Below are 12,734 nucleotides of genomic sequence, written 5' to 3' on the forward strand. Positions count from 1 at the left end.
ACAGGCGCGCATTGCTACGAGAGGCACTCGGCGGCATAATGTAGCCCCTTTTTTCTGCCCCTACATGTGGAAGGTTCCCGTGACTCAGAAGCCCGACCAGTGTCTTGGTGAATGGATCGACCGTGAAGCACTCGCAGAAGCGATGATTCCGCTTATCGGTCAGCTCTACCGCAATAACAACGTGGTGAGCTCGATCTATGGCCGCAGCCTGATCAATCGTTCAGTCATTGCGATTCTCAAAGCTCACCGCTTTGCTCGTCATCGTCAGTCCGATGACAGCGAATTGTCCGTCCACGAAACATTCCCGCTGCTCAAGGCGATGAGCGAGCTCAAGCTCGGCGCCGCTTCGGTTGACCTGGGCAAGCTTGCGGTCAAGTTCAAAGCCGAAGGCAATGGCCGCACTGCCGAGCAGTTCGTCCGCGAAGAACTGGCTGACGTCGTTGGCCAGCAAAACGTTGCCGCCCGCAAAGGCACCGACGTTGTCCTGTACGGCTTCGGTCGTATCGGTCGTCTGCTGGCGCGCATCCTGATCGAGAAAACCGGTGGTGGCGACGGCCTGCGTCTGCGCGCCATCGTTGTCCGCAAGGGCGCCGAGAACGATCTGGTCAAGCGTGCAAGCCTGTTGCGTCGTGACTCGGTTCATGGTCCGTTCGATGGCACCATCACCATTGATGAAGCCAACAACACCATCACCGCCAACGGCAACCTGATCCAGGTGATCTACGCGAAGAACCCGACTGAAGTGGATTACACCCAGTACGGCATCAAAGACGCGCTGCTGGTGGACAACACCGGTGTATGGCGTGACGCCGATGGCCTGGGCCAGCATCTGGCTTGCCCGGGTATCGATCGCGTTGTTCTGACCGCGCCGGGCAAAGGCAAGCTGAAGAACATCGTTCACGGCATCAACCACGGTGAAATCACCGCTGATGACAAGATCGTTTCGGCCGCTTCCTGCACCACCAACGCCATCGTGCCGGTACTGAAGGCTGTCAACGACAAGTTCGGCATCATCAATGGCCACGTCGAAACCGTTCACTCGTACACCAACGACCAGAACCTGATCGACAACTTCCACAAAGGCGATCGCCGTGGCCGTAGTGCCGCGCTGAACATGGTGATCACCGAGACCGGTGCTGCCACCGCTGCTGCCAAGGCTCTGCCTGAGCTGGCCGGGAAGCTGACCGGTAACGCGATCCGCGTTCCGACGCCAAACGTGTCGATGGCCATTCTCAACCTGAACCTTGAGAAAGCCGCGACCCGTGAAGAGATGAACGATTACCTGCGCTACATGGCGTTGCACTCCGATCTGCATAAGCAAATCGACTACGTCAATTCGCAGGAGGTGGTTTCCACCGACTTCGTTGGCTCGCGCCACGCAGGCGTTGTGGACGCTGAAGCGACCATCACCCAAGACAACCGCGTTGTTCTGTACGTTTGGTACGACAACGAATTCGGTTACAGCTGCCAGGTGGTTCGTGTGATGGAAGACATGGCCGGTGTAAACCCGCCAGCATTCCCGCGCTAAGCCTTAGCTGCACATGAAAACGCCCCGACTTTGGTCGGGGCGTTTTTGTTTGTGGCGGTTGTCAGTGGGAGATGTGTTGTTTGTGCTGGCCTCTTCGCGGGCAAGCCCGCTCCCACAGGTTTGGTGGTGTTCACTCGATGGTGTTCGCGCAACAGATCCCTGTGGGAGCGGGCTTGCCCGCGAAAGCGATTTGTCAGGCGCCGCCGACCACAGCGGCCTGCGCCGTCCGCAGTTCATGCCGATTGCCTTTGAACAACACCAGCGTCGCGATCAACCCCAACACCGCCGCGCCACTGAGCCAGATCCCCGGCGCCGCCTTGTTGTCCAGCACGTGGATCAGGTACGTGCACGCCGCCGGTGTAAACCCGCCGAACGTTGCAGTCGCCAGGCTGTAGGCCAAGGAGAAACCAGTCGTACGAACTTCCACCGGCATGATCTCGGTCAGCGCCACAACCATGGCGCCGTTGTACGAGCCGTACAGGAACGACAGCCACAACTCGACGATCAGCAAATGGCTGAAGCTCGGGTTCGCCACCAGCCACGACAGGGCAGGATAGGCGGTGAGGATCGCCAGAATGGTCGCCGCCAACAGTAGGGGTTTACGCCCGACTTTGTCGGACACAGCACCCATCACCGGCAGCCAGAAAAAGTTCGACAGACCGATACACACCGTCACCAGCAACGCATCCAGATCCGACAGGTGCAGTTCGGCTTTGCCGAAGGTCGGGGTGTAGGCGGTGATCAGGTAGAACGACACGGTGGTCATCACCACCAGCGCCATGCCAGCGATGACGATACCGAAGTTCTGACGGATCGAGCGGACGACGTCTCGCAGGGTAGGGCGGTGTTTACGCGCCTGGAACTCCGGCGTTTCTTCCAGTGAACGACGAATCACGAAAATCACCGGCACAATCATGCAACCGATCAGGAACGGCACGCGCCAGCCCCAGTCACCCATCTCTTCCGGGCTGAGCCAGTGATTCAAACCGACGCCCAGCAGGCCGGCGAATACCACTGCGGCTTGCTGACTGGCAGACTGCCAACTGACAAAGAAGCCCTTGCGACCCGGCGTGGAAATCTCCGCCAGGTACACCGACACCCCGCCCAGTTCCACGCCGGCCGAGAAGCCTTGCAACAGGCGGCCGAACAGCACGAGCAACGGCGCGGCGACGCCGAGGGTGGCGTAACCCGGCACGCAGGCAATCAGCACCGTACCGGCAGCCATCATCGCCAGGGTGATGATCAAGCCTTTGCGGCGGCCGTGACGGTCAATATAGGCGCCCAGGAAGATCGCCCCCAGTGGACGCATCAGGAAGCCGGCACCGAACGTGGCCAGCGACAACATCAGGGAAGCGAAAGCGCTGTCGGCAGGAAAGAAGGTTTTGGCGATGGCCGTGGCGTAAAAGCCATAGACCATAAAGTCGAACATTTCGAGAAAGTTACCGCTGACAACACGAAAAATCGCTTTGCCTTTGCTCGTATTGGAAGACATTTTCAGGTACTCACGCTTGTAAGTCTTGCTTGAAACGCTGGACCTGTGGGAGAGAGCAGGCTCACTCCCACAGGTTTTGCGTCTTGCTGATGGGCACTGGCAGACCTCGCTCCCATGCGCTCTGAGGCCCATAATGGCGGGCGCGGTTTTGAGGGGGGATGAAGATTTGTTAACTGGACGGTGGGGTGGACTTGTGGTGCTGGCCGGCGTTTTGTCCGGTTGTGGCAACGGCGACAGCCTGGAGCGCTTCGACGGCCCGACCATGGGCAGTCGTTATTCCATTCAATACGTAAGACATTCCTCCACGCCCGGGCCGAAAGCGGTGCAGGCGCAAGTAGAAAAAATCCTCGCAGACGTCGATCAGCAAATGTCGACCTATCGCAGCGACTCCGACATCGAGCGCTTCAACGACTTGCCTGCCAATCGCTGTCAGAAAATGCCAGCCTCAATCCTCAAACTGGTACGCGTCGGCGAGCAACTCTCAGAACAAAGCGAAGGCTCCTACGACCTGACGGTGGAACCGTTGCTCAACCTTTGGGGGTTCGGCCCGCAGGCCCGCGAGGAAAAAGTCCCCGCAGCTCAAGCGCTCGCCGAAGTAAGGCAGCGGGTCGGCTACCAACACCTGCGCATCGACCGTGATCAGTTGTGCAAGGACGCCGCCGTCGAAGTCGACTTCAACAGCATCGCCGCCGGTTACGCCGTCGACACCATTGCCGAAAAACTCGAAGCGATGGGAATCCACAACTACCTCGCCGAAGTGACCGGCGAGCTGAAGGCTGCGGGCAAAAAGCTCGATGGCTCAGCCTGGAAGATCGCGCTGGAAGAACCCCGTGACGACCAGCAAGTGGCCGAACGCATCATCTCCATCGACGGCTACGGTCTGTCCACCTCCGGTGACTACCGCAATTATTTTCAGCAGGACGGCAAGCGCTATTCCCACACCTTCGATGCCCGCACTGGTGCACCGGTCGCACACACCCTGGCGTCAGTCACGGTGATTAATCCTTCCGCGTTAATGGCCGATGGCTTATCGACGCTGTTGCTGATTCTCGGCCCGGAGCGCGGTTGGGACTACGCAGAAAAACACGATATCGGCGCATTTTTTGTGATTCGTGCCGATACAGGTTTCGTCACACGAACCAATCAGGCTTTTGAGCGCCTCAGTGGTGGTAAAACCAAATGATTGCGGCGATCAGCGCATTGAAGACTGGCGTTGTAGTGCAGGCAAAACTAGCCTACGACGCGACCAAGGGTTAATGTGCCCGGCGTTGACGCTTCTATAGACTGTGTCCGGGTTCTGCATTGGCCCCAAATTGTTCCTTCACGCCACAGATCGGCGTGATTTAGCCGCAGGTGCCGAGGGCGCCGCGGCCTGTTCTGAGGAGTACGCATGGCTGTCTACAACTACGACGTGGTGGTACTGGGTTCCGGCCCGGCGGGAGAAGGCGCGGCAATGAACGCCGCCAAAGCAGGGCGCAAGGTGGCGATGGTCGATAGCCGTCGCCAGGTTGGCGGCAACTGCACCCACCTGGGTACCATCCCGTCCAAGGCACTGCGTCACTCGGTCCGGCAGATCATGCAGTTCAATACCAACCCGATGTTCCGGGCGATTGGTGAGCCGCGCTGGTTCTCGTTCCCGGACGTGCTGAAAAGCGCAGAAAAAGTCATTTCCAAACAAGTCGCCTCGCGCACCGGCTACTACGCCCGTAACCGCGTCGACGTGTTCTTCGGCACCGGCAGCTTCGCCGACGAGCAAACCATCGAAGTGGTCTGCGCCAACGGCGTGGTCGAAAAACTGGTGGCCAAGCACATCATCATCGCCACCGGCTCGCGTCCTTATCGCCCGGCCGACATCGATTTCCATCACCCGCGTATCTACGATAGCGACACCATCCTCAGCCTCGGCCACACCCCGCGCAAACTCATTGTTTACGGCGCTGGTGTGATCGGTTGCGAGTACGCGTCGATCTTCAGTGGCCTGGGTGTACTGGTCGAGCTGGTGGACAACCGTGGTCAGTTGCTGAGCTTCCTGGACTCGGAAATTTCCCAGGCCCTGAGCTATCACTTCAGCAACAACAACATCACGGTTCGCCACAACGAAGACTACGACCGCGTCGAAGGCGTGGACAACGGCGTGATTCTGCACCTCAAGTCCGGCAAGAAGATCAAGGCCGACGCCTTGCTCTGGTGCAACGGCCGTACCGGCAACACCGATCAGCTGGGTCTGGAAAATATCGGCGTGAAGGTCAACAGCCGTGGCCAGATCGAAGTCGACGAAGCCTACCGCACCTGCGTACCGAATATTTACGGTGCCGGTGACGTGATCGGCTGGCCGAGCCTGGCCAGTGCCGCGCATGACCAGGGTCGTTCGGCCGCTGGCAGCATCGTCGATAACAGCAGCTGGCGCTTCGTGAATGACGTGCCGACCGGCATCTACACCATTCCCGAGATCAGCTCGATCGGCAAGAACGAGCAGGAGCTGACCCAGGCCAAGGTGCCGTACGAAGTGGGCAAGGCGTTCTTCAAGAGCATGGCGCGTGCACAGATTGCCGGCGAGCCTCAGGGCATGCTGAAAATCCTGTTCCACCGCGAGACCCTGGAAGTGCTGGGCGTTCACTGCTTCGGTTATCAGGCGTCGGAGATCGTTCACATCGGTCAGGCGATCATGAGTCAGCCGGGCGAATTGAACACGCTGAAATATTTCGTCAACACGACGTTCAACTACCCGACCATGGCCGAAGCCTATCGGGTAGCGGCGTACGATGGCCTCAACCGGCTTTTTTGAGCGGCTCCGGCCGGTGGCCTGAGCCGGCCGGGGAGACCGATTTCAGCAACTCTCGAGGGTGGCGCTGGCCAAACCGGGAAAGTCTGTAATCAGGCTGTCAACGCCGAAGTCGGCGAGTCTGCGCATCAGCGCGGGCTCGTTGACTGTCCACACCGACACATGCAGCCCCTGACGCTGCGCCTTCTGCAGGCGTTCCGGCGTACACAGGGTCCAGTTCAGCGCCAGAATCTCACAGCCATAACTTTGCGCGACCTTCAACGGGTCCAGCCACGCATACTCGGCCACCAATCCACGGGACACGTCCGGCACCAGGTCGAGCGCGGCTTTCAGTACTTCACGTGAGCTCGACGTGATCGTGACCTTGTCGAGCAGGCCGAAACGCTGGGCCATTTCGCGAATCGCCAGCACGGTCGTCGCGGCGCGGGTGCGTGAAGCGCTTTTGACTTCCAGCTGCCAGTGCTCGAAATCGCATTTCTCGAACAGTTCTTCCAGCGTTGGGATCGGGCAGGGCTTGATCCAGCCCGGACCGCCCTTGCGTGCGTCGTAGGTCACCAGTTCTGCCGCCGTGTGCTCGACGACCTTGCCGCGTCGGTCGGTAGTGCGTTTGAGCGTCGGGTCGTGGATGACCATCAACTCGTTGTCCATGGACAGGTTCAGGTCCAGTTCGCAGCGGCGCACGCCGTGCTTGAGGCATTGCTGAAAACTGGTCAGCGTGTTTTCCGGTGCTTCGCCCTTGGCGCCGCGATGGCCGTAGATGAGAGTCACGGTTCTTCCTTAAATTAAATGCCTGATTCGTTTTCGCGGGCCAGACGTCGTTCCTGGGCCTGCTTCTGCAAAATGTAGCGGGCGAGCAATTGGCGCTGGGCATCGGTCGGGTATTCGAACTCGGTGCCGACGTCGTAGGCACCCGCCTTGCGATCGCAATGCGTGACCTTGGCCCGCAGCAACAGGCCGAGGGCTTGCGGCATCAGTACCAGCTTGACCGACAGGTGCGCGCCCACGGCGATGGGTGTCGGGTATTGAAAGTCGATGCCGCCTTCGGAAATGATCACCGGCTGCGGCTCGCCGATCTGCCCGAGCACGGTGATGGCGATCACCTGGCTCAGCAGATCGATGCGTTTGTTCTGGGATTTCAGGAACGCTGCGAGGTTGCGGTCGCGCTCACTGATCTGGCGCAGCAGGTGCTGCGACTCGAATTCGCTCAGGTGCAGTTCGCTGAGCAAGTTGAACAGAGGGGAAGCATCCTGCAACACTTCCTGGCCTGCAGCTTCGGGAGCGGACAGGGGCCGAATTTCCAGTGCGATCGTGTCCTCGATACGGTAGTATTCGCGGCGATCTTCTTCATCTAATGTCGACATGGCGAACCCATGGTAGCGGCGGTGGTCTGAGTGTAAAGCTGGTTATCGACCCCCGCCACAAGGACGTTCCTTTTCCCTCCGAACAAGCCCCGACATGTTCAGACCTCTCTTCGTATTTATTGGCACGCGTTATACCCGTGCAAAGCGCCGCAATCATTTTGTGTCATTCATTTCCCTGACCTCGATGATCGGACTCGCCCTCGGCGTAGTCGTGATGATCGTCGTGCTTTCGGTCATGAACGGCTTCGATCATGAGATGCGCACCCGCGTGTTGGGCATGGTGCCCCACGCGACCATCGAGTCCGGTGAACCGATCAGCGACTGGCAAAGCCTGGCCGCCAAGGTCAAGCAGAACCCGCAGGTGACGGCCGTGGCGCCGTTCACTCAGATGCAGGGCTTGCTGACCAACAACGGCAAGGTCTCCAAAGTCCTGCTCAATGCCATCGACCCTGCGCTGGAACGCCAGGTCTCGATCATTGATAACTTCATGCAGCAGGGCAAACTCGACGATCTCACGCCGGGCAGTTTTGGCATCGTTATCGGCGACAAGGCGGCCGCCAAGCTCGGCGCGGCCATCGGCGACAAGCTGACCTTCGTCGCGCCGGAAGTCACCGTGACCCCGGCCGGGATGTTCCCGCGCATGAAACGCTTCACCGTGGTCGGCATCTTCCATGTCGGCGCCGGCGAGATCGATGGCTATCTGGGCGTCACCAATCTGCAGGATCTGGCAAAGTTGCATCGCTGGAAACCGGATCAGGTCCAGGGGATCCGCCTGAAGTTCGACGACCTGTTCCAGGCCCCGCGCACGGCGTGGAACATCGCCCAGCAACTTGGCGAAGACCATTTCTATGCCCGGGACTGGACACGCACCCATGGCAATCTGTATCAGGCGATCCGCATGGAAAAAGCCATGATCGGCCTGCTGTTGCTGCTGATCGTCGCCGTCGCCGCGTTCAACATCATTTCTACACTGGTGATGGTGGTGAACGACAAGAAGGGCGACATCGCGATTCTGCGCACCCTGGGCTCCACGCCGGGGCAGATCATGGCGATCTTCATGGTCCAGGGCACGGTCATTGGCGTGATCGGTACGCTGATCGGCGCCGTGGTCGGGATTTTCGCCGCGCTGAACGTCAGCGCCGCTATTTCAGCCCTCGAAGGGTTGATCGGCCATAAGTTCCTCAACGCCGACGTCTACTTCATCGATTACCTGCCGTCGCAAGTGCAGAGCCAGGACGTATTGATGGTCTGCGCCGCCGCGTTGGTCCTGAGTTTCCTCGCCACCCTGTATCCAGCATGGCGTGCTGCGCGCACCCAGCCTGCGGAGGCGCTACGTTATGAGTGAGTTGGGTATGAGTGATAAAGCAATCTTGAGCTGCCGCGACCTGGGCAAATCCTACGAGGAAGGCCCGGAGTCGGTCGAAGTGCTGGCCGGCCTGCAACTGGAGCTGCATCCGGGTGAGCGCGTGGCGATTGTCGGCACCTCGGGTTCGGGCAAAAGTACCTTGCTCAACCTGTTGGGCGGTCTCGACACGCCGACCAAGGGCAGCGTCTGGCTCGACGGCGAAGAGTTGTCGGCCCTGAGCGAGAAGAATCGCGGTCTGTTGCGCAATCGATCGCTGGGTTTCGTTTACCAGTTCCACCATTTGCTGCCTGAGTTCACCGCGCTGGAAAACGTCTGCATGCCGCTGCTGATCGGCAAGACCGCGATCCCGGAAGCGCGTCAGCGTGCGACCGCGTTGCTGGAGCGGGTAGGGCTGGGCCATCGCCTGGAGCACAAACCGGCCGAACTGTCCGGCGGCGAGCGTCAGCGTGTGGCCATCGCCCGCGCGCTGGTGAACAAGCCAGGCCTGGTGATGCTCGACGAACCGACCGGCAACCTCGACTCCCACACCGCCCAGGGCATTCAGGATTTGATGCTGGAACTCAGCACCTCGATGCGCACGGCGTTCCTGGTGGTGACTCACGACATGAACCTGGCCCGCCAGATGGACCGCGTCCTGCATTTGCAGGAAGGTTGCCTGACGCCCATCTGATTGACCGAAACCCGACGTGTGAGAACGCGTCGGGTCTTTTATTTTTATACGGTGCCCCAGCGAATGTTCAGACCGTTATCGATCTTTATCGGCACGCGCTATACCCGCGCCAAGCGCCGCAATCGCTTTGTTTCCTTCATCTCGATGACCTCGATGATCGGCCTCGCCCTCGGTGTGCTGGCGATGATCGTGGTGCTGTCGGTGATGAACGGCTTCCAACGCGAGATGAGCTCGCGCATCCTCGGCATGGTGCCGCACGCGACCATCGTTGGCGTGAAGCCGATCGACGATTGGCACCCCGTGGCCGCCGCCGCGATGAAAAATCCGGAAGTCACCGCTGCCGTGCCGTTCACCGAGATGGAAGGCATGCTCTCCTATAAAGGCACGATGCAGCCGATCCAGGTCAGCGGTGTTGATCCGGCGCTGGAAGGCAAGGTCTCTATTGTCGCCAAGCACATTGTTCAGGGCCGTCTCGATGCCTTGAAACCGGGCGAGTTTGGCGTGGTGATCGGCGAAATCACTGCGCGACGTTTCCGCTTGAACGTCGGCGACAAGATCACTCTGGTCGTGCCGGAAATCAGCAGCGCACCGGGGGGCATCACCCCGCGCATGCAGCGGCTGAATGTGGTCGGCGTGTTCAAGGTCGGCGCCGAGCTGGATGGCTCGATGGCGCTGATCCACGTCGCCGATGCCGCGCAGATGCAGCACTGGGAACCGAACCAGGTGCAGAGCGTGCGTTTGGCGGTGAAGGATTTGTACGCGGCGCCGAAGGTCTCCAGTGATGTTGCCAGCGGGCTGGGCACTGCTTACAGGGCTGACGACTGGACCCACACCCAGGGCAGCCTGTTCAGCGCGATGAAGATGGAAAAAACCATGATCGGTCTGCTGTTGCTGATGATCGTCGCGGTGGCGGCGTTCAACATCATCGCAACGCTGATCATGGTGGTGAACGACAAGGGCGCGGACATCGCGATCCTGCGCACCATCGGCGCGACACCGCGGCAGATCATGGCGATCTTCATGGTGCAGGGCACGGTGATCGGGGTTGTCGGCACCTTGATCGGTGGCGTGCTCGGCGTGATTGCGGCGTTGAACGTCAGTGAGCTGGTGGGCTGGATGGAGCGGGTCAGTGGCCAGCACATCTTCAGTTCCGACGTGTATTTCGTCAGCAACCTGCCTTCGGAACTGCAGGGTGGGGATGTGCTGTTGATCTGCTCGGCGGGGTTCGTCTTGAGCTTCCTGGCGACGGTATACCCGGCTTGGCGTGCGGCGAAGATCGAGCCGGCTCACGCGTTGCGGTATTCGTAAGCCCTGATACCGCCTTCGCGAGCAAGCCCGCTCCCACAGTGATCGAGTTGAATCACAATATTGTGAACGGCTCGAAACCCTGTGGGAGCGGGCTTGCTCGCGAAGGGGCCAGGCCTGCTGGCCTCAATCCCCCTTCGGCAACTCAATCACAAACCGCGTCCACCCATTCTCCGATTCACATCGAATCTGTCCACCATGGGCACGAATGATCGACTGCGTAATCGCCAACCCCAACCCCGCATGTTCACTGCTGCCTTCCTGGCGCGCCGGATCACCCCGATAAAACCGGTCAAACAATCGCGGCAGCAACGCCGCATCAATGCCTTCGCCACTGTTCTCAACCGTCAAACTCAAGCCGTTGACCTGATCGACAATCCGCACCCGAACCTCGCCATCAGCGGGCGTAAACCGCATCGCGTTATCCAGCAGATTGGACAGCGCCCGCCGCAACATGCTGCGGTCGCCCGCCATCCGCGCGCAGCCGTCACGGCTCATTGTCACCCGGGCGTCTTCCGCCAACGGCGCAAAGAACTCCAATAACACATCCGCTTCTTCTGCCAGTTCCAGGGGTTCGTGCTTGGGCGTCAGCAAACCATGGTCAGCCTTGGCCAGGTACAGCATGTCGTTGACCAGTTGCGCCATCCATTGCAGTTCTTCGAGATTGCTGTGCAGCGCTTCGCGATAATCCTCTATCGGCCGAGGGCGGGTGAGGGTGACCTGGGTGTGGGTTAGCAGGTTTGACAGTGGCGTGCGCAGTTCATGGGCGATGTCAGCGGAAAACGCCGAAAGACGTTGAAACGAGTCGTCGAGGCGTCCGAGCATGGCGTTGAAGCTGTGGGCCAATTCCGTGAGTTCCGACGGCATATTCGCTTCGGGCAGCCGGGCATTGAGCGATTGTGCCGATACGCCGCTGGCAATCGCACTCATACGCCGCAACGGGCGCAAGCCACTGCGGGCTGCCCATGCACCGAGCAGCGCGGTGGCCAGCGCTGACAAACCGACAGTTAGCCAGATCAGGTGCTGCATGCGTTGAAGAAAGTGCTGGTGATGGGTGATGTCCAGCAGCAAGGTCAGTTGTGGTGAATCGGGGCGGTCGACAAATAACGGCGCATTCAGCACGCGATAATCGGTGCCGTCATCGTTCAGCGTGGATAAACCCGGTTTTTGCGGGGTTTTTTGCGGCAGCCGCGCCGAGCTGTCATACCAGCGCTGGCCATCGCTGCCGGTGATTCGCAGCGACAGATCCGCCTGCTGGCTCAGCTCGTCAGCCAGTTTGACTTCGCTTTCACTCGACTGAATGTCGTGCAGCGCCCGACGCAAACCAATCAACTTGCCCTCCAGCAACTGCTGGTCGAGCTCAATGAAGTGCGCCTCACTGGCGCGACTGAACAATACCCCGGCAAACAATGAAACCACGGCGGTACAGGCCGCAAACAGCAGCGCCAGACGGCTGCTCAGCGAAAGTCGACGCATCAGGCAGGGCGCTCTTCAAGGACATAACCCATGCCGCGCACGGTATGAATCAGCTTGTTGGGGAACTCATCGTCGACCTTCAGGCGCAAACGGCGGATCGCGACCTCGATGACATTGGTGTCGCTGTCGAAATTCATGTCCCAGACCTGGGAGGCGATCAGCGATTTGGGCAACACTTCGCCCTGGCGCCGCAGGAGCATTTCCAGCAGCGCGAATTCCTTGGCTGTCAGGTCGATGCGCTGACCGCCTCGCTCTACCCGGCGGCGGATCAAATCCATGCGCAAGTCGGCCAGTTGCAGGCTGGTTTCCTGCGGCGAAGCACTGCCACGTCGCAACAAGCTGCGGACCCGCGCCAGCAACTCGGAGAAGGCGAACGGCTTGACCAGGTAATCGTCGGCACCCAATTCGAGGCCGTGGACTCTGTCCTCCACCGCATCTCGCGCCGTCAGAAAAAGGACCGGCGTATCGAGACCGGCGCCGCGCACCGCTCGCAGAATTTGCCAGCCATCGCGGCCCGGTAGCATCACATCAAGGATCAACAGCGCGTAATCGCCACTCAACGCCAGTTGTTGCCCGGTATTGCCGTCGGCCGCCAGCTCAGTGGTGAAACCGGCCTCGGTCAGGCCCTGGCGCAGGTAGTGGCCGGTTTTCGGTTGGTCTTCGACGATCAGCAGTTTCATGGGCGACTCGAGGCAAATGGAACGAACGCTTTATACCGTGGGCGGCGTTGATACAGCTCAACCTGACAGAGTTG

11 protein-coding genes are annotated in these 12,734 nt (G+C 59.9%); 6 read left to right on the forward strand and 5 right to left on the reverse strand.

The genetic code is table 11. The annotated features are described in order from the left end of the window. Window positions 1–64: 64 nt before the first annotated feature. Window positions 65–1,528 carry a glyceraldehyde-3-phosphate dehydrogenase gene (locus DJ564_RS10880; protein ID WP_109628993.1) on the forward strand — a complete coding sequence of 488 codons (1,464 nt, stop codon included), beginning with the start codon at window positions 65–67 and terminating at the stop codon, window positions 1,526–1,528. Between the two features lie 193 nt (window positions 1,529–1,721). Here DJ564_RS10880 and DJ564_RS10885 read toward each other — a convergent pair whose 3' ends face one another. Continuing rightward, on the reverse strand, window positions 1,722–3,020 hold the full coding sequence (locus DJ564_RS10885) for an MFS transporter (protein ID WP_109628995.1): 1,299 nt from the start codon (window positions 3,018–3,020) through the stop codon (window positions 1,722–1,724). 196 nt (window positions 3,021–3,216) lie between these two features. Between DJ564_RS10885 and DJ564_RS10890 the strand changes: the two genes are divergently transcribed. Continuing rightward, window positions 3,217–4,203: an FAD:protein FMN transferase gene (locus DJ564_RS10890; RefSeq protein ID WP_256597491.1), complete on the forward strand. Its 987-nt coding sequence runs from the start codon at window positions 3,217–3,219 to the stop codon at window positions 4,201–4,203. Between the two features lie 207 nt (window positions 4,204–4,410). Continuing rightward, the gene (gene sthA, locus DJ564_RS10895) at window positions 4,411–5,805 is read left to right on the forward strand and encodes a Si-specific NAD(P)(+) transhydrogenase (protein WP_109628999.1); all 1,395 of its coding nucleotides are present in this window, start codon (window positions 4,411–4,413) and stop codon (window positions 5,803–5,805) included. Window positions 5,806–5,847: 42 nt separating this feature from the next. On the opposite strand, the gene DJ564_RS10900 is transcribed toward sthA, so the two are convergent. After that, entirely contained in the window at window positions 5,848–6,570 is a 723-nt protein-coding gene (locus DJ564_RS10900; protein WP_109629001.1) for a glycerophosphodiester phosphodiesterase family protein, read from the reverse strand. A gap of 14 nt (window positions 6,571–6,584) precedes the next feature. Continuing rightward, window positions 6,585–7,163, reverse strand: coding sequence for a PilZ domain-containing protein (locus tag DJ564_RS10905; protein WP_109629003.1), 579 nt, complete (start codon window positions 7,161–7,163; stop codon window positions 6,585–6,587). A gap of 94 nt (window positions 7,164–7,257) precedes the next feature. Between DJ564_RS10905 and DJ564_RS10910 the strand changes: the two genes are divergently transcribed. The 3 genes from DJ564_RS10910 to DJ564_RS10920 all read left to right on the forward strand — a co-directional run bounded on the left by DJ564_RS10910 (window position 7,258) and on the right by DJ564_RS10920 (window position 10,507). Next, window positions 7,258–8,508: a lipoprotein-releasing ABC transporter permease subunit gene (locus DJ564_RS10910; protein WP_109629005.1), complete on the forward strand. Its 1,251-nt coding sequence runs from the start codon at window positions 7,258–7,260 to the stop codon at window positions 8,506–8,508. A 7-nt stretch (window positions 8,509–8,515) separates the two neighbouring features. Next, entirely contained in the window at window positions 8,516–9,199 is a 684-nt protein-coding gene (gene lolD, locus DJ564_RS10915) for a lipoprotein-releasing ABC transporter ATP-binding protein LolD (RefSeq protein ID WP_178082290.1), read from the forward strand. Between the two features lie 63 nt (window positions 9,200–9,262). Continuing rightward, the gene (locus DJ564_RS10920; RefSeq protein ID WP_109629009.1) at window positions 9,263–10,507 is read left to right on the forward strand and encodes a lipoprotein-releasing ABC transporter permease subunit; all 1,245 of its coding nucleotides are present in this window, start codon (window positions 9,263–9,265) and stop codon (window positions 10,505–10,507) included. 123 nt (window positions 10,508–10,630) lie between these two features. On the opposite strand, the gene DJ564_RS10925 is transcribed toward DJ564_RS10920, so the two are convergent. Together DJ564_RS10925 and DJ564_RS10930 are read right to left on the reverse strand one after the other, a co-directional pair. Next, window positions 10,631–11,980, reverse strand: coding sequence for a heavy metal sensor histidine kinase (locus tag DJ564_RS10925; RefSeq protein WP_109629011.1), 1,350 nt, complete (start codon window positions 11,978–11,980; stop codon window positions 10,631–10,633). After that, complete coding sequence (locus DJ564_RS10930; protein WP_109629013.1) at window positions 11,980–12,660, reverse strand: heavy metal response regulator transcription factor; 681 nt, start codon at window positions 12,658–12,660, stop codon at window positions 11,980–11,982. Before DJ564_RS10930 ends, DJ564_RS10925 begins: the two co-directional genes overlap by 1 nt. Window positions 12,661–12,734 lie beyond the last annotated feature (74 nt).

Origin of the sequence: Pseudomonas sp. 31-12, from assembly GCF_003151075.1 — a bacterium.
Lineage (GTDB): Bacteria > Pseudomonadota > Gammaproteobacteria > Pseudomonadales > Pseudomonadaceae > Aquipseudomonas.